The organism is Jiella avicenniae (genome assembly GCF_021390325.1).
GTDB classification, from domain to species: Bacteria; Pseudomonadota; Alphaproteobacteria; order Rhizobiales; family Rhizobiaceae; genus Jiella; species Jiella avicenniae.
Genome location: NZ_JAJUWU010000002.1, coordinates 1 through 16,726, shown reverse-complemented (window position 1 = coordinate 16,726; position 16,726 = coordinate 1). Strand labels below are relative to the sequence as shown.

Here is a 16,726-nt window from a genome sequence, read left to right as displayed (position 1 = left end):
CTCCCTGCGTACCGCCGTCCGTTGCTCCCGGGGTCCCTGACGCGGCGGCCCGGCACTGGTTCTTCCCCCGCTCTCCCATAGATGCGCCTGTCCCGAAGAACTTGCGACCGGAACCGATGCGCGCACTCATCCTGCAATATTACGAGCGGATCAGCGCGAGCTACTGGTTCATTCCCTCCGTCATGGCGATCGTCGCGGCGATCCTCGCCTTCGTGCTGATCGAGCTCGACGGCCTCGTGCCGAACGACGCGCTGGGTTCGAGCCCGTTTCTCTATGCCACCCAGCCGGACGGGGCGCGGGCGATTCTCTCGGCCATCGGCGGCTCGATGATCGGCGTCGCCGGCACGGTGTTTTCCGTCACCATGGCGGCGGTGGTCTTCGCCTCCGGCAGCTTCGGTCCGCGGCTCCTGACCAATTTCATGAACGACCGGGGCAATCAGGTCACCCTCGGCGTCTTCGTCGCCACCTTCGTCTATTCGATGCTGGTGCTCAGAAGCGTGCGCGACGGCGGCGACGAAAGCGTCTTCGGTCAGATGTTCGTGCCGAACCTCGCGATCTTCGGTGCGATCATCCTGGCGATCTTCTCGATCGGCGTTCTGATCTATTTCATCCATCACGTTCCCTCGAACATCCACATCTCCAACGTCATCGCCGGGGTCGGTCAGGGACTGCTCAAGCGGATCGACCAGGAGTTCCCGGCCGAGCCCAACCGCAGCGCGGAGGAGGACGACAACGTCCGCTGGCAGGTGCCGCCGTGTTTTCGCGGAGAGGGCGACCGGAAGGCCGGAAAGCGGGTTGCGTGGGAACGGCAGGAAGGGTCCGGCGACGACGGCGCCCGGCCCTTCGGCGAAATCGCATCCGACAGGACCGGTTACCTGCAGATCATCGATCGCGGGTCGTTGATCGAGGCGGCGAAAGCGGCCGACGTCGTCGTCCGGCTCACCTGCAGTCCAGGCGTCTTCGTCCATCACGGACGGACCCTGTTTCAGGTCTGGCCGGCGGAACGCTGCGGCGAGGACATCCGCGATCGGCTCCTTTCCTCCATCGCGGCCGGGAACAGCCGCAGCCCGCGCCAGGACATCAACTTCCTCTTCGACGAACTGGTCGAGATCGCCGGCCGGGCACTCTCGCCCGGGGTGAACGATCCCTACACGGCGATCACCTGCCTCGACTGGCTGAAGGCCGCGATGGCCGCGATCGCCGCCCGCCCTCCCGGCGATCCCTACATCGTCGACGCGGACGGACGGTTGCGGGCGATCATCGAGGCGGGCGACTTCACCAGCTTCATCGAGATCGGCTTCGGCCATCTCCGCCAATACGCCGCCTCGGACATGATCGCCGGCCAGCATTTCCTCACCTGTCTCGGCGAACTCATGCCGGCCTGCCGAACCGAGGACCAGCGACGGGCGGTGCACCTTCAGGCGAGCCGGTTCCTCGACATGTCGCGCGAGGCGCTCTCGGGCGCATCGCTGGCGACGGTCGAGGCGGCTGCAGCCCGGGTGCTGGCGACCGGCTGACAGCCTCAGCGCCGATCGTCTGGCCGCGCCTTCACTCGCATGCGCCGCCGGGCCGGCCTCGCGCACCGGCGGTTTCGCGCCATCCTCGACCCATTCTCTTCGTCGGTCCGCCGATCTCCGCCGCGCCCCGCTCGAAACGCCCGGCCGAACCCGGCCGGCCGACGGTTGCCCTTTTCCGGCGTGACGGAACGCTATGTCATGGTCGTCAAGGACCGGCTGGCTTCAGCCTTCAGTTCGTCGTGATGGAATCGCAATGAAATCGCTTCTGATCCTCGCTGCCGTCGCCGCTCTCTCCGGCTGCACCTCCGCCGCTACATCAACCGCCACCTCGACGGCCGTCCGGAAGCCGTCCACGGCCGAAGCGGAATGCGCGCGCTTCGGCTTCACGCCCGGCACCCAGCCGTTCGACAAATGCGCCGCCGACCTGCGGCAACAGGCGCAAACGCTGGCAGCGGCCCAGCGATAAAGGAAGCCTGCCGCGGAGCCGGATCAGGGATGCATCCCCGCGCCCTTCGCCGCCTTGTCGACGTCTTTCCGCGGGCCGAACAGGGCGATGCCGACGAGATCCGGCGCGTCGGCCGGTTCGGCGAGGAAGGCCTCTCGGTTGGCCACATCATGCCCGGTCGAGAACATCGCCTCGACATAGACGGCCCTTTGCAGTCCCCGTTGGATCGCCTGGTGAAAGGCGCGCTGCAGCACCTCTCGGGTGGCCGCAAGAATCATCACCGGCTGGCCCAGGAGGGCCGCATGCCGCCGCCCCGCGGCATCCTCGTAAGGCTCGCCCATCGCCGCCGGCGCCGCGCCCGCGATGCCCGTCGCCAGAAACGCCGTGACGTTCAGCTTCTGCCACATCGCCAGATCCTCCTTCACGAGAATCGCCACTTTGGTCTCGAATGTCACCGCTCTGCCCTTCTCGTCGAATGCGGCCCCGACGAGGCCTTACGTCTCAGACGACCCGTTCGTCTGGAACGCCCGTGCAGGCGGCGCGATAGGCTCCCGGCGTGATGGCGAAGGCGCGGCGGAACCAGCGACCGAGATGGCTCTGGTCGGCAAAGCCGCAGGCGGCGGCCACGGCAGCCGGACTTTCGCCCTCCGCCAGAAGCCGCCGCGCCTCGATGAGCCGGATCCGCACCAGATAGGCATGCGGCGAACTGCCATAAGCGGCGCGGAAGGCACGGGCGAGCGCGAACCGGTTGGCCGCACCGGACGCCGCGGCAAGATCGTCCGCGCCGATCTCGGCGGCCATTTCGTCGTGCAGTCTTTCGCGGGCGCGCCGGGCGATCACCGGCGCCGCCTCGGCCGGCGAACCCGTTCGTCCGGAAAAGCCGAGATGGGCGCGAAGCCGGTCGATCACGCGGTCGAGCCCGGCCTCCCGCGCAAGCCGACCTCTCGGCTCGGCAATGGCGGCGCACGTGCTCCGGATCGCCCCCGCCAGCAACGGATCGTCCGACAGGGTCTGGCGAAAGCCGCCCTCCTCCCGGGCGTGATCGCCGAGCCCTTCGCGCATCACGGCCTGAGGAACGTAGAGCATCTCGTAGGCGAAGCCGTCTTCGGTGACTGCCTGTCCGTCGTGCATCTCGCCGGGCTCGATCAGGATGATGCGGTCCCGCGTACTTTGCCGCCGCGCGCCGCGGCAGAAAAAATCCTGGACGCCGTGATCGGTCACGCCGACGAGCCAGTCGTCGTGATGATGCATGTCGTAGGCATGGCCGAAGAACCGGGCCGAGATCGCCTCGACCCCATTCGAAGGGTCGCGGCTGAACCGGATGCGATCGCGGCCCGCCATCGCGTCAGCCCTCGCCGCCTTCCTCGAACAGGCTCGCCTGCACCCCCTGATAGGCAGCGGGGACCGCCAAGCCGAGATGGCGGAAGGCATGCTGGGTGAGCAGCCGGCCGCGCGGCGTGCGCTGCAGGAAACCCTGCTGCAGCAGGTAGGGCTCGACGATGTCCTCGATGGCGTCGCGCGGCTCGGAGAGCGCCGCGGCGATGGTATCGATGCCGACCGGGCCGCCGCCGAAATTGAGCGCGATCAGGTCGAGATAGCGCCGGTCGAGCTGGTCGAGGCCGAGACTGTCGACCTCGAGCCGCGTCAAAGCCGCGTCGGCGACCTTGCGGTCGACCGTCTCGGCGCCGGCGACATGGGCGAAGTCGCGCACCCGGCGCAAGAGCCGCCCGGCGATGCGCGGCGTGCCGCGCGACCTTCGGGCGATCTCCTCGGCGCCGTCCTTTCCCATCGGCAGGCCCATCAGCCGGGCGCCGCGGGTGACGATGTGTTCCAGTTCGGCGACGGTGTAGAAGTTGAGCCGCACGGGAATGCCGAAACGGTCCCGAAGCGGCGTCGTCAGGAGGCCGAGCCGCGTCGTCGCGGCGACGAGGGTGAATTTCGACAGGTCGATCTTCACCGAGCGCGCCGCCGGGCCCTCGCCGATGATCAGGTCGAGCTGGAAATCTTCCATCGCCGGATAGAGGATTTCTTCCACGGCGGGGGAAAGCCGGTGGATCTCGTCGATGAACAGAACGTCGCGCTCTTCGAGATTGGTCAAGAGCGCGGCGAGATCGCCGGCCTTGGCGATCACCGGGCCGGAGGTGGAGCGGAAATTGACGCCGAGTTCCTTGGCCATGATCTGGGCGAGCGTCGTCTTGCCAAGGCCCGGCGGCCCGACGAAGAGCACGTGGTCGAGCGCCTCACCCCGGGCCTTCGCCGCCTCGATGAACACCTTGAGATTGGCCCTTGCGGCGGCCTGGCCGACGAAGTCGTCGAGCCGCTGCGGCCGCAGCGTCGCATCGACGTCCTCGCCGCGCTTGTCGGGCGAGATCAGGCGCGCGGTGTCGCTCATTCGAGGAGTTCCATCTCTGGTAGCCTGTTCGCCGCCTTGCGGTCGAAAGTCACCGATGACTGGCAGCCAGCCCGTCGTCCCAGACTAGCAATGACGGCGTCGGCAAAATCGGCATTCAGCGTTTCCATCCGATGCACGGCTTCGACGAGCGTGCCGAATTCCGCGAACTGGATCGTCTCGGAAGCTAGCAGTCGCGAAAAAATCGAAGCGGCGATCTTGCGCGGGATTCTGTACCGCGTTGTCAGAACCCAATGGAACTCGAGCGCGACGGACAGTGACACGTAACCGGGATCCTTGGTCGTCAACTTGGAAAGAAACGCGATCGCCTTGCGTGACTGAATCGGATCGTCCTGAAGAGCTGCTCTCAGAAGAACGTTGGTATCGATGCCTCGCATGCGTCACGCCGATCGGCCTTGGCGTATTCCTTTTTCCCGGCCCTCGACGTGATCGGAAATCCCTTCACCGACAGCGGCGTCGTAATCGTCCAAGGTGGTTTCCGGGATAGCATAGGAGGACAGCGCGCCATAAATCGCTGCAACGCTACCGTTGCGCGGTTGCAGGACGACGGAGCCATCCACCTCGACGAAAGCTAGTCGGTCTCCTGCCTCAAGATGCAGAGTATCGCGGATCGGCTTTGGAATGGTCACCCGGCCTTCAGCATCGACTATCACCTCGAACATCGCCATCTCCTTGTGTCCAAGCCGATGGTAAGCATGGTCTCTCAAATCCCTGCAACTCAATTCCGGCTCAGCGCCTTCAGCCCCAGCCGGATCAGCTTCGCGCTCTCGGCGCCCTCGCCCGCCTCCGCAACTGCGGTGGCGACGGCGTTCGCCGCCTGATCGCGCGAGTAGCCGAGATTGACGAGCGCCGAGACCGCATCGGCGATCGGGGCGGCCGCCGTGCCGCCGCCGACGTCCCGCTTGAGGCCGAAGCTCGCTTCGGCACCGGGGCCGGAAAACGCCGGCGCGCGATCCTTGAGTTCGGCGACGATGCGCGCCGCGACCTTCGGCCCGACGCCGGGCGCCCGCGCCACCATCGCCTTGTCCTGCAGGGCGACGGCGTTGGCGAGATCGCCGGGCGACAGCGTCCCGACGACGGCGAGCGCGACCTTCGACCCGACCCCCTGGACGGTCTGGAGCAGCCGGAACCACTCCCGCTCGGCCGTCGTCGCGAACCCGTAGAGCCGGATCATGTCCTCTCGCACGATCGTCTCGATGAACAGGACGACGGCCTCGCCGGGGCCGCCCAGCGAGGCGAGCGTCCGCGCCCCGCAATAGGCGACGTAGCCGACCCCGTGAACGTCGACGATCAGATGGTCCTCGCCGATCTCGTCGATGCTCCCCTTGAGTTTGCCGATCATCTGCGCCGCCCCGCCGGGACCAGGCGTCCCGTATGTTTTCGGGCCACCCGTCGGCGCCCGCTCCCATCGCGGGTAGGCGCATGAAGAGAACATGTCAAGAACGCAATCGGCCCGGCGGCATGAACGGCCGGCGGCCCGTCGCCACGCCCTCGTCGATGCTCGGCAAACGGCCGCCGCGGCACCCGATGGCGCCACGGCGGCCGAGCCACATTCCATCAAGGTTTCAGGCGTGGGCCCCTCAGCGGCAGACCGTCACGTGGCCGACCCTGTAGCAGTCGCGGCGATACCTGCGCCGATGCCGGCGCCGCGTCCGGATCCCGCAGGCGCGGGGATGACGGCGCCGGAACCAGCGATCCCTACAGCTGCCCCGGCGATGCCGGCGACGCCGGCGGCGGTAATGGTTGTGCCGGTAGCCGGTGTAGTGCGCGACTTCCATCTCGTCCGCCTCACCATCCGCGAGTGCGTCGAGCCTGTCGAGCAGGTCCCCGTCTTCCAACGGCGACGTCGCCGCTTCGGCCCGCGTATCGAACGACAGGACTCCGACTGAAGCGGCGCAGGCGGCGACGCCAAGCCCGGTCAACAGTCTGCGCCGCGTCGGATCCGGACGTTCCTCGTCCATCCCCGAACCAGAGCGCCGAAAAAGCTTGAACAACGACATGATTTTCTTCTCCGTTCCGTTGCCCCTTGCGTGTTCCCGGCAGCGCTCAGGTCTCGTGCCTTGGACGTTCCGTCTCTTCGACCACCAAGGACTCACTATGGACCAGTCTTATAGCGCGATGAAGGCCAGCGAGCCGGATAATGTCGCGTTTTCATTCCCTAACGTAATTTTTACCGCCAATCCGCTTTCCCGAATGGCGCTGCAGCCGATGAGGCATCGTTCGCAGTCGGGCCCCGGGGCCTGCGAACTAGCGTCTCAGAATGTGGCATCGCCCCGACGATGCGGCTGTGTCCTCAGGCTGCCCTCGAAGACGAGACCTGCAATTGCTGCCGGGTTTCCTGCAGCATGGCGCAACCGACATCGGCGAACCGGCTCTCGTCTCCCAGCGCCGCGTTGCACTCGACGAAGCGATTGAGCGAGTGGGCCGAAAGCTGGCGGGCGCGTAAGGCCTCGGCCCCGTCGAGGGCGCGCCTGTCCGTCAGTTGCTGCAGAACGTAGTGCAGGCGCGCCGAAACCACGGCGGCGTGAAACGTCTCGTCGACCGGATCGGGTTCCTGGCCGCCAACAAGACGGGCGACCTTCGGCGCCTGATCGCGCAGGAAGGAGCCGCCCTCCGACAATCCGTACAGAAGAGCATGGGTGCTCTCGATCACCAGCCCCTGGAGCACCGCGAGGCTGTCCGGGTAAGCCGCCGGGTTCATGAAGACCGCGCCCCAGATGTAGAAGGTCGAGGCGCCGGCGAAGCTGCTCTCCCGTTCTTCACCCCGGCACATCACGATTTCGCTCAAGAGCACGCGAATCTCGGCACCGAAGGCCGGAAGGTGGCGGTCGAGCCGTTGCAAGGCCGTGTCGATTTCCCCGCGCATCCGCTCGACGTCCTCGACCGGTGGCGCAAGGAGCGAGAGCGTGTCGGCATCTCCGGCTTCGAAGAAACCGGCGTAGCGCTGGCGCCGCGTCGGATCGAGATCCGCCCAGGAGAAGACTTCGGGCGAACCGACGCCGGCGTGGCGTCGATTGGCGGTGGGCGCTTGCTCCGGGTCGTGCTCGACGGCCTCGGAAATATCCTCCAACAGCCGGATGGAGCGTGGGATATCGTCGGCCTCGACCGCCTTCAGGAGTTCGAAGTACCGCGCGAAATAATCCGGTGCGATCCTGCGCCGTGCCCGGATCGATCGCCCGACCGTGAGCGCCTTGTGCGACAAGACGCCAGCTTTCGAGACGGCCTTGGCCATCGCATCGAGACTATCGGCAAGACGCTCGTTGATATCTTGCGAAAGTCGCAAGGCTCCCTGAGGATCCGGTAAGAACATCATCGCACTGCACACCTCCCACCGGCACCAGCGGTCGATTTTTATATGGTTCGTGTCCTGCCATGGGCAAACCAGTCTGGCAGGCGTGACGCCGGCTGACGATTGAAGTTCAACAATGAGCATGACGACCCAGTGTTGTGCAAGACGAATATTGTTGGAATGCGTGGCTTTATCACCAGTTTTGAACCTTCGGCATCGCGACAATTTGTCGTCTTCGGTCGCCGCAGGTTCGATACCCGGAAATTTCGACATCGGGCGAAGGAGCGCTGTCTATCCCCACCCGGCGATCTAGTTGAGCCCGCAGGCAAGTGAGGGAGGGCCGACATGGACGGGAGACTGAAGCTGCATGTTCCCGAGCCCGAGGTGCGGCCGGGAGGCACGCCGGATTTCTCCGGCGTGAAGATCGCCAAGGCGGGCTCGGTGCGCCGGCCACCGGTCGACGTCGATCCCGCCGAGATCCGGGACATGGCCTATTCGATCGTCCGGGTGCTGAACCGCGCCGGCGAGGCGGTGGGCGAGTGGGCGGGAACGCTCACCGACGAAGAACTGCTCGCCGGCCTGAAGACGATGATGCGGGTCCGCGCCTTCGACCGGCGCATGCTGATGGCCCAGCGCCAGGGCAAGACGTCCTTCTACATGCAGTGTCTCGGCGAGGAGGCGATCGCCTGCGCCTTCCGCAAGGCGCTCGAGCCCGGCGACATGAACTTTCCGACCTATCGCCAGCAGGGCCTTCTGATCGCCGACGACTATCCGCTCGTCGACATGATGTGCCAGATCTATTCCAACCGCCGCGATCCTTTGAAGGGCCGGCAGCTGCCGGTGATGTATTCCGCCCGCAAGCACGGCTTCTTCTCGATCTCGGGCAACCTCGCGACCCAGTTCGTGCAGGGCGTCGGCTGGGCGATGGCTTCGGCGATCAAGGGTGGCGACCGCATCGCCGCCGTCTGGATCGGCGACGGCTCGACCGCCGAGAGCGATTTCCATTCGGGCATGGTCTTCGCCTCGACCTACAAGGCGCCCGTCGTCCTCAACATCGTCAACAATCAGTGGGCGATCTCGACCTTCCAGGGGATCGCTAAGGGCGGCTCGGGCACCTTCGCGGCGAGGGGCCTCGGCTTCGGCATTCCCTCGCTCAGGGTCGACGGCAACGACTATCTCGCCGTCCATGCGGCGGCGAAATGGGCGGTGGAGCGGGCGAGGCGCAACCTCGGCCCGACGCTGATCGAATGGGTCACCTACCGCGCCGCCGCCCATTCCACCTCGGACGATCCCTCCGCCTACCGGCCGAAGGAGGAGAGCGACGCCTGGCCCCTCGGCGACCCGATCAAGCGGCTGAAGAACCATCTCGTCCTGCGCGGCGCCTGGAGCGAGGAGCGCCACGTCCAGGCCGAGGCCGAAGTCGACGCGGAAATCCTCGCCGCCCAGAAGGAGGCCGAAAGCCACGGTACGCTGCACACGGGGCCGAAGCCTTCGGTCCGCGACATCTTCGAGGACGTCTACGAGGTGATGCCGCCCCATCTCCGGCGCCAGCGGCAGAAGGCGGGGGTTTGAGATGACGATGCCGTACTGCTCCGAGCGTGTGCCTGCCGACGCCAGGCCTCCATTCGCCTCGGCATCGCCGGAGGGGGCCTCGGTACTCTCCCTTCGTCATCCCGGCCTTGAGCCGGGCTCCATTCCAAGCCGGCAAGGCCGCCGTTACGGTGGCGGAACAGGCGTTTTGCCCGTGACCGATTCTGGTGAGATCGGCGCAGAGGCATGGATCCCGGGTCGAGCCCGGGATGACGAAGCGGGAAAGCCTGGCCTCTCCGAGACCAGTTGCGGCTCAGCTGAGCGGGGACCGTCACCATGCCCCGCATGACGATGATCGAGGCGATCCGCGATGCCCATGCGGTGAAGATGGCGGAGGACGAGGACGTCGTCGTCTTCGGCGAGGACGTCGGCTATTTCGGCGGCGTCTTTCGTTGCACCGCGGGCCTGCAGGAGACCTTCGGCAAGAACCGCTGCTTCGACGCGCCGATCAACGAGAGCGGCATCGTCGGCACGGCGATCGGCATGGCCGCCTTCGGCCTTCGCCCGGTCGTCGAAATGCAGTTCGCCGACTACGTCTATCCCGCCTACGACCAGATCGTCTCTGAGGCGGCACGGCTGAGATACCGCTCGGCCGGCGACTTCACCTGCCCGCTGGTAGTGCGCATGCCGACCGGTGGCGGCATCTTCGGCGGCCAGACGCACTCCCAGTCGCCCGAGGCGCTGTTCACCCACGTCTCGGGGCTGAAGACGGTGGTGCCGTCCAATCCCTACGACGCCAAGGGCCTGTTGATCTCGGCGATCGAGGACAACGATCCGGTGATCTTCCTCGAACCGAAACGCCTCTACAACGGGCCTTTCGACGGCGACCACGACAAGCCGGTCACGCCCTGGTCGAAGCATCCGCTCGGCGAGGTGCCGGAGGGCCGTTACGCCATCCCCCTCGGCAAGGCCGCGATCCGCCGCGAGGGCTCGGCTCTCACCGTCCTGGCCTATGGCACCATGGTGCATGTCGCCGAAGCCGCGGCGGACGCGCTCGGCATCGATGCCGAGATCGTCGACCTGCGCACCCTCGTTCCGTTGGACGTCGAGCTGATCGAAGCTTCGGTGAAAAAGACCGGCCGCTGCCTCGTCGTCCACGAGGCGACGCTGACCTCGGGCTTCGGCGCCGAACTCGTCGCCGTCGTCGCCGACGCCTGTTTCTATCACCTCGAAGCGCCGATCGTTCGCGTGGCGGGATGGGACACGCCCTATCCGCACGCCCAGGAGTGGGACTATTTTCCCGGCCAGGCGCGGGTCGGCGGGGCGATGAAGCGCGTGTTGGAGGGCTGAGATGGGCACCTTCACCATCAAGCTCCCGGATGTCGGCGAAGGCGTCGCCGAGGCCGAGCTGGTCGAATGGCACGTCACGGTCGGCGATCCCGTCACCGAGGACATGACGCTCGCCGCCGTGATGACCGACAAGGCGACCGTCGACATCCCCTCGCCCGCGGCCGGCACGGTGACATGGCTCGGCGGCGAGGTCGGCGACACCCTTGCCGTCGGCTCGCCGCTGGTACGGCTCGACGTCGACGGTCCGGGCGGGACGAGCGAGCCGGACGAGAATTCGGGCGACTCGGCCGCTTCAGAAGATGTGACGCCCTCCAAGCCGCCGATCTCCCCCCCTGAGGGGGAGATGCCCGGCAGGGCAGAGGGGGGCGCCGAAGGGCACAAGCGTCCTGAATTCGACGCGCGGAACCGTGGCGCCGGCACACCCCCCTCTGGGCTGCCGCCCGCCAGGGCGAGCCACGGGTCTCGCCCGTCCTCCAGACCCCCCTCAAGGGGGGAGATCACGCCAGCCGCAAAGGTCTCGTCAACCTCCCAGGCTGCCCGCAAGCCCGGCGAAAAGCCCCTCGCCTCCCCCGCCGTCCGCCGCCGGGCGATGGAGGCGGGCGTCGACCTGCGCCGTGTCGCCGGCTCCGGCCCCGCCGGCCGTATCACCGCCGACGACCTCGCCGCCTATCTCGAGGGCGGCGCCGAGGCGCCGGCCGGTCGCGGCCGCCACGCGGATACCACGGTCACCGAGGTCAGGATCGCCGGGCTGCGGCGGCGCATCGCCGAGAAGATGGAAACGGCGAGCCGCCGCATCGCCCACATCACCTATGTCGACGAAATCGACATGGAGGCGGTGGAAGAGCTGCGAGCGGCGATGAACGAGGACCGGCGGGAAGACCGCCCGAAACTCACCCTCCTGCCCTTCCTGATGAAGGCCATGGTGATCGCGGTCCGCGAGCAGCCGGCGATGAATGCCCTCTATGACGACGAAGCCGGCATCCTCAGTCAGTATGGCGGCGTCCATATCGGCATCGCGGCCCAGACCGGCGCCGGACTGATGGTGCCCGTCGCCCGCCACTGCGAAGCCCGCGACGTCTGGAACTGCGCGGCCGAGGTCGCCCGGCTTTCCGAGGCCGCGAAGACCGGCTCGGCGAAGCGCGAGGAACTTTCCGGCTCGACCATCACCATCACCTCGCTCGGCGCCCTGGGTGGCCTTGCGACGACGCCGATCGTCAATCACCCGGAGGTCGCCATCGTCGGCGTCAACAAGATGGAGGTCCGTCCGGTCTGGGACGGGGCGCGGTTCATTCCCCGGCGACGCATGAACCTCTCCTCGAGCTTCGACCACCGGGTGATCGACGGCCACGACGCCGCCGTTTTCGTCCAGCGCATCAAGGCGCTTCTGGAAAATCCGGCGATGATCTTCGTCGAGGAGGCGGCATGAACGAGATCACCTGCCAGTTCCTCGTCATCGGCGCCGGTCCGGGCGGCTACGTCGCGGCGATCCGGGCCGGCCAGCTCGGCCTCGACACGGTGGTCGTCGACGACCGCAAGCCCGGCGGCACCTGCCTCAACATCGGCTGCATCCCGTCGAAGGCGCTGATCCATGCGGCGGACGAATATTTCCTCATGAAGGAAGCAGCTGCCGCCCGCGCGATTCCCGGGATCACCGCCGGAGCGCCGGGCCTCGATTGGGCGCAGGTGATCGGCTGGAAGGACGGCATCGTCAACCGCCTCAACAACGGCGTCACCGGCCTGTTCAAGAAGTCCCGCGTCAAGCTCGTCGAGGGCCGCGCCCGTTTTCTCGACGGCAAGACGGTGATCGTCAGCGGCGAGACCGGCGAGCAACGGATCACCGCCGAGACGGTGGTGATCGCCACGGGCTCGGAGCCCGTCGAACTCAAAGCCCTGCCCTTCGGCGGCAAGGTCGTCTCGTCCGCCGAAGCCCTCTCGTTGCAAGCGCCGCCCGAACGCCTCGCCGTCGTCGGCGGCGGCTATATCGGCGTCGAACTCGGCACCGCCTTCGCCAAGGCCGGTTCGGTGGTGACGATCGTCGAGGCGGCAGGCGAGATCCTGCCGCTCTACGACGCCGATCTCGTCAAGCCGGTGCGCCAGCGCCTCGCCCATCTCGGCGTGACGGTGATGACCGGGGCGAAGGCACAAGGCCTTGCCGGCGAAGACGGCGACCTCCTCGTCGAGACCGCCGAGGGCGAGGAGCGACGCATCCCCTGCGACACCGTCCTCGTCACGGTCGGGCGCCGGCCGGTCACCGAAGGCTGGGGACGGGAGGAACTGGTGCTCGACATGGACGGGGCGTTCGTCCGCACCGACGAGACACGGCGCACGGCGATGCGCGGCGTCTACGCCATCGGCGACGTCGCCGGCGAGCCGATGCTCGCCCACAAGGCGATGGCGGAGGGCGAAATGGTCGCCGAGATCGCGGCCGGCCACCGCCGCGTCTTCGACCACCGGGCGATTCCCGCCGTCTGCTTCACCGATCCCGAGATCGTCTCCGTTGGTCTGTCGCCGACCGATGCCAGGGCGGCAGGGATCGAAACCACCGTCGGCCGCTTCCCCTTCGCAGCCAGTGGCAGGGCGATGTCGCTCGGGCGCGAGGACGGCTTCGTCCGCGTCGTCGCCCGGGCCGACAATCATCTCGTCCTCGGCATTCAGGCCGTCGGCGCCGGCGTCAGCGAACTCTCCGCCGCCTTCTCGCTGGCGCTGGAAATGGGCGCCTGCCTGGAGGATATCGCCGGCACGATCCACGCCCACCCGACGCTCGGCGAGAGCTTTCAGGAAGCGGCGCTGGGGGCGCTCGGCAAGGCGCTGCACGTGTGACGATTGCGGGTGAGGCCCCTCGCGCCCTTCGAGGCCGCCTGCGGTGGCACCTCGGGATGAGGGGCTTCGTTCGTTCAACGGCGGCTTCGGGCTTACAGCTGAGGCGGACCGACAATGATCGGCGACCTGTCGGTAGCCCCTCATCGTGAGGTGCTCGCGAAGCGAGCCTCGAAGTGCGAGACGCTCGGCGCGGCCCGCCTGCTACACCCAATTCTCCACCCGCAGACCCGGCATCCGGTCGAATTCCCGCCGGTTGTTGGTGACGAGGATCAGCCCCTCGCTGCGCGCATGGGCTCCGATCTGCATGTCGTGCGGGCCACACGGCGTTCCAGCCCGTTTCCATTCGGCACGGAGCTGCCCATAATGAGCAGCCGCCTTGTCGGCAAATGGCAGCACATCCAACCGCGCCCCGAATTGCTCGATCGCCGTCAGGTTTTCTTCCCGTCTCGCGGACTTCTGGGCGCCGTAATGCAACTCTCCCAGCGTGATGCTCGATATGCAGAGTTGCTCAGCCAGGGCGTTGAACTTTTCGCGCACATGGGGAGCATAGGTCTTCATCACATAGATGCAGATATTGGTGTCGAGCATGTAGGCGAGCATCAGAACGGCTCGCGCTCCTCCGCCGGGGGCTGCTCCCGCTCCTCCAAAAAATCCTCGCTGACGCGCGGGCCGGCGAGGAACAGATCGTCCCACCGTCTGCCTCCAGGCACGATCATCCGACTGTCACCGATCTTGAGGATATCGACCTGATGGACGCTCTCGGGAAAGGCCACCGCCTTCGGCAGGCGCACGGCCTGGCTGCGATTGCTGGTGAAGATGGTCGAACTGGCCATGGCAGTCACTCCGGCAGTATATCCAGTCGGGATATACATGCGCGATCACGCCCGGTCATTCCACTCCACGATCACCGGCAGTTCGCCCCTCAGAACATCCGCCCGCCCTTCGGCACCTCGTGTCCCGGCCCGAGCAGCACGACCTCGCCGTTCTCGTCCGGCACGCCCAGCGTCAGCACCTCGGAGCGCATCGGGCCGATCTGGCGCGTCGGGAAATTGACGACGGCGATCACCTGACGGCCGACGAGTTCTTCCGGCGTGTAGTGCACCGTGATCTGGGCGGAGGACTTCTTCACGCCGATCTCGCCGCCGAAATCGATCATCAGCTTGATCGCCGGCTTGCGCGCCTCGGGGAACGGCGCCGCCTCGACGATGGTGCCGACGCGGATGTCGACCTTCATGAAATCGTCGAAGCTGACTTCGGGTGCGCGCTCGCTAGCTGCCATGGCCTGTTCTCGTCATCTCAAAACTCAACGCTTTCTCGCGCCATCGGCGATCAGCCCTTGGCGAGCGCTTCCGCCCGATCCCGCGCCGCCCGCATCGCTTCGTCCATCAGCTTTTCAAGCCGCTCCTCGCCCATCAAGACGTCGAGCGCCGCTTGGGTGGTGCCATTGGGGGACGTGACGTTCTTGCGCAGCTGCGCCGGCTCGTCGTTGGAACGGATCATCAACTCGCCCGCCCCCGCCACCGTGTGGCGGGCGAGGCGCATCGCGAGATCGGCCGGCAGGCCGAGCGCCGCGCCGGCTTTCGCCATGCATTCGGCGAGGTGGAAGACATAGGCCGGGCCGCTGCCCGAAACGGCGGTGATCGCGTCGATCAGCGCTTCCGCCTCGACCCATTCGACCGGCCCGGAGGCCTCCAGCAGGCTGGTCGCGGCGCCGCGATCGCGCTCGCCGGTGCGCTCGTTGCCATAGGCGCCGGTGATGCCGCGGCCGATCAGCGCCGGGGTATTGGGCATCGCCCGCACCACCGGATGCGGGCCGAGAAGGTCCTCGATCGCCGCGATCGTCGTGCCGGCCGCGATCGAAACGACCAGGGTCTCGGGCCGCATCGCCGCCTTCAAGGGCGGCACCGCTGCCGTCATCATCTGCGGCTTGACCGCGAGGACGACGATGTCGAACGCCCCCTCCGGCACGCCGGCGCGATGGACGACACCCTTCTCGATCAGCGGCTGCAGCGCCGGCCCGACCGCCGGATCGACGACCGTGACCTTCGAAGGGTCGAGCCCCTTCTCCAGCCAGCCGCCGAGAAGGGCCGAGCCCATGTTGCCGCCGCCGAGAAGGAGAATGCGCGCATCGATCATCGTCTCAGGCTTCTCCGACCGTCTCGAACATCGTCGCCTCCAGCGCCGCCTCCGCCGACTTGTCGGCCCAGATGACGAACTGGAACGCCTGATAGAACCGCTCGCAGCTTTCCAGCGCCATGGCAAGCATGCGCTCGGCCTGGCCGGTGGTGGCGTCGAGCCCGCCCGACAAAAGCAGGGAATGGCGGAACATCACCGCGCCTTCCTTGCGCCAGAGGTCGAAATGGCCGACCACCAGCTTTTCGTTGATGCGCGCGAGCAGGATCTGGATCTCCGCCTGCCGGTGCGGCGGGACCTTGAGATCGAAGGCGCAGGCGATGTGCAGCGCCTCCATGTCGTCGAGCCAGGAGAAGGAGACCGAATAGTCGGTCCACACGCCGGTGACCGCGACGGCGAGTTCGTCGTCGCAGGAGCGCTCGAACGCCCATTCGCGCGACGTCGCCACCCACTCGATCACGTCGACCGGGTTCGATTGTCGCAAGATCGTCATTTCATCGAACTGCATGAAGGATTCCCCGTATGAAAGATGGGCGGGCAGCCGCCCGCCGCGGCAGCCGCCCGCAGGGTGATTTGTTCGCCGCCGCCGACGAATCACCCTTGAGAATCAGCATACAGTCGGGGAGTCTTCACGCTAAGGCCGTTAACCGTATTTTCATCTCGATGCGCATCCTCGCGCACCGAATCGTCGATCGTCCGGCCGTTAAGCGACTCTGCGAGCAGGCGTTTCCGACTCGCGAAATCCGCCGGATGGTGCCGGCGAGGCTGTCGAAACCCTGTGGAAAAGCGGGTCAGACACCCGAGCCGTCGGCGCCGCCCATCTTCGCCTCGAGGTCGGCGAGCCGCTTCTTCAGCGCCTCGTTCTCCATCCGCGCCTTCATCGCCATTTCGCGGACCGCCTCGAACTCTTCGCGCTGGACGAGATCGAGCTGATTGAAGAAGCGCTCTCCCTGGGTGCGGAACAGCGTCTCCACCTCCCGGCGCATGCCCTGGGCCGTCCCGGCCGCATCGGTCATCACGCGGGCGAACTCGTCGAGAAGGCGGTTCGGGGCTCGGTTCGTCGGCATGGTCGTCTCCGGGTTCGAGATGTTTCCTGGCAGGTAGAGGCGCGCAGCGACTTAGACAATAGCGGCGGGGCGCCCCGATTGCCGATGCCCGATCGCCGGGGGACCAGAGCCCCGCGCACCGCCCCAGATAACCCGCCCGTCGTCAAAACGCCCCCGCAGGGCCGT

20 protein-coding genes are annotated in these 16,726 nt (G+C 67.0%); 6 read left to right on the top strand and 14 right to left on the bottom strand.

Annotation, left to right across the window (positions count from 1 at the left end; genetic code table 11):
- Positions 1–116 precede the first annotated feature (116 nt).
- Positions 117–1,517, top strand: a complete 1,401-nt coding sequence (locus LZD57_RS02090) for a DUF2254 domain-containing protein (protein WP_233717472.1) — start codon at positions 117–119, stop codon at positions 1,515–1,517.
- Between the two features lie 253 nt (positions 1,518–1,770).
- Positions 1,771–1,983 carry a hypothetical protein gene (locus LZD57_RS02085; RefSeq protein WP_233717471.1) on the top strand — a complete coding sequence of 71 codons (213 nt, stop codon included), beginning with the start codon at positions 1,771–1,773 and terminating at the stop codon, positions 1,981–1,983.
- A gap of 23 nt (positions 1,984–2,006) precedes the next feature.
- On the opposite strand, the gene LZD57_RS02080 is transcribed toward LZD57_RS02085, so the two are convergent.
- From LZD57_RS02080 to LZD57_RS02045, 8 genes are all read right to left on the bottom strand, one after another.
- Complete coding sequence (locus tag LZD57_RS02080; protein ID WP_233717470.1) at positions 2,007–2,417, bottom strand: DUF2000 family protein; 411 nt, start codon at positions 2,415–2,417, stop codon at positions 2,007–2,009.
- Positions 2,418–2,463: 46 nt separating this feature from the next.
- Positions 2,464–3,303: an AraC family transcriptional regulator gene (locus LZD57_RS02075; RefSeq protein ID WP_233717469.1), complete on the bottom strand. Its 840-nt coding sequence runs from the start codon at positions 3,301–3,303 to the stop codon at positions 2,464–2,466.
- Between the two features lie 4 nt (positions 3,304–3,307).
- The gene (gene ruvB / locus LZD57_RS02070) at positions 3,308–4,354 is read right to left on the bottom strand and encodes a Holliday junction branch migration DNA helicase RuvB (RefSeq protein ID WP_233717468.1); all 1,047 of its coding nucleotides are present in this window, start codon (positions 4,352–4,354) and stop codon (positions 3,308–3,310) included.
- Entirely contained in the window at positions 4,351–4,749 is a 399-nt protein-coding gene (locus LZD57_RS02065) for a PIN domain-containing protein (RefSeq protein WP_233717467.1), read from the bottom strand. The genes ruvB and LZD57_RS02065 overlap by 4 nt, the downstream gene beginning before the upstream one ends.
- 3 nt (positions 4,750–4,752) lie before the next feature.
- The gene (locus LZD57_RS02060; RefSeq protein WP_233717466.1) at positions 4,753–5,034 is read right to left on the bottom strand and encodes an AbrB/MazE/SpoVT family DNA-binding domain-containing protein; all 282 of its coding nucleotides are present in this window, start codon (positions 5,032–5,034) and stop codon (positions 4,753–4,755) included.
- A gap of 56 nt (positions 5,035–5,090) precedes the next feature.
- Positions 5,091–5,714, bottom strand: a complete 624-nt coding sequence (gene ruvA, locus LZD57_RS02055; protein ID WP_233717465.1) for a Holliday junction branch migration protein RuvA — start codon at positions 5,712–5,714, stop codon at positions 5,091–5,093.
- 238 nt (positions 5,715–5,952) lie between these two features.
- Positions 5,953–6,372, bottom strand: coding sequence for a hypothetical protein (locus LZD57_RS02050; RefSeq protein WP_233717464.1), 420 nt, complete (start codon positions 6,370–6,372; stop codon positions 5,953–5,955).
- 293 nt (positions 6,373–6,665) lie between these two features.
- Positions 6,666–7,934, bottom strand: coding sequence for an aKG-HExxH-type peptide beta-hydroxylase (locus LZD57_RS02045; RefSeq protein ID WP_233717463.1), 1,269 nt, complete (start codon positions 7,932–7,934; stop codon positions 6,666–6,668).
- A gap of 72 nt (positions 7,935–8,006) precedes the next feature.
- Here LZD57_RS02045 and LZD57_RS02040 point away from each other — a divergent pair, with 72 nt between their 5' ends.
- From LZD57_RS02040 to lpdA, 4 genes are all read left to right on the top strand, one after another.
- On the top strand, positions 8,007–9,233 hold the full coding sequence (locus LZD57_RS02040; protein ID WP_233717462.1) for a 3-methyl-2-oxobutanoate dehydrogenase (2-methylpropanoyl-transferring) subunit alpha: 1,227 nt from the start codon (positions 8,007–8,009) through the stop codon (positions 9,231–9,233).
- 294 nt (positions 9,234–9,527) lie between these two features.
- The gene (locus tag LZD57_RS02035; RefSeq protein ID WP_233717461.1) at positions 9,528–10,541 is read left to right on the top strand and encodes an alpha-ketoacid dehydrogenase subunit beta; all 1,014 of its coding nucleotides are present in this window, start codon (positions 9,528–9,530) and stop codon (positions 10,539–10,541) included.
- A 1-nt stretch (position 10,542) separates the two neighbouring features.
- The gene (locus tag LZD57_RS02030) at positions 10,543–11,967 is read left to right on the top strand and encodes a dihydrolipoamide acetyltransferase family protein (RefSeq protein WP_233717460.1); all 1,425 of its coding nucleotides are present in this window, start codon (positions 10,543–10,545) and stop codon (positions 11,965–11,967) included.
- Positions 11,964–13,361, top strand: a complete 1,398-nt coding sequence (gene lpdA, locus LZD57_RS02025) for a dihydrolipoyl dehydrogenase (RefSeq protein ID WP_233717459.1) — start codon at positions 11,964–11,966, stop codon at positions 13,359–13,361. Before LZD57_RS02030 ends, lpdA begins: the two co-directional genes overlap by 4 nt.
- Before the next feature lie 201 nt (positions 13,362–13,562).
- Here the strand turns inward: lpdA and vapC are convergent, their stop codons facing one another.
- From vapC to LZD57_RS01995, 6 genes are all read right to left on the bottom strand, one after another.
- The gene (vapC, locus tag LZD57_RS02020) at positions 13,563–13,961 is read right to left on the bottom strand and encodes a type II toxin-antitoxin system tRNA(fMet)-specific endonuclease VapC (protein WP_233717458.1); all 399 of its coding nucleotides are present in this window, start codon (positions 13,959–13,961) and stop codon (positions 13,563–13,565) included.
- Positions 13,961–14,194 (bottom strand): type II toxin-antitoxin system VapB family antitoxin, encoded by a 234-nt coding sequence (gene vapB / locus LZD57_RS02015; RefSeq protein ID WP_233717457.1) that lies wholly within the window; start codon positions 14,192–14,194, stop codon positions 13,961–13,963. The genes vapC and vapB overlap by 1 nt, the downstream gene beginning before the upstream one ends.
- An 89-nt stretch (positions 14,195–14,283) precedes the next feature.
- Positions 14,284–14,640: a tRNA-binding protein gene (locus LZD57_RS02010; RefSeq protein ID WP_233717456.1), complete on the bottom strand. Its 357-nt coding sequence runs from the start codon at positions 14,638–14,640 to the stop codon at positions 14,284–14,286.
- A 50-nt stretch (positions 14,641–14,690) separates the two neighbouring features.
- Positions 14,691–15,497: a pyrroline-5-carboxylate reductase gene (gene proC / locus LZD57_RS02005; protein ID WP_233717455.1), complete on the bottom strand. Its 807-nt coding sequence runs from the start codon at positions 15,495–15,497 to the stop codon at positions 14,691–14,693.
- Positions 15,498–15,501: 4 nt separating this feature from the next.
- Positions 15,502–16,002: a type III secretion system chaperone family protein gene (locus tag LZD57_RS02000; RefSeq protein ID WP_233717454.1), complete on the bottom strand. Its 501-nt coding sequence runs from the start codon at positions 16,000–16,002 to the stop codon at positions 15,502–15,504.
- A 283-nt stretch (positions 16,003–16,285) separates the two neighbouring features.
- Positions 16,286–16,561, bottom strand: coding sequence for an accessory factor UbiK family protein (locus LZD57_RS01995; protein ID WP_233717453.1), 276 nt, complete (start codon positions 16,559–16,561; stop codon positions 16,286–16,288).
- Positions 16,562–16,726: the final 165 nt, after the last annotated feature.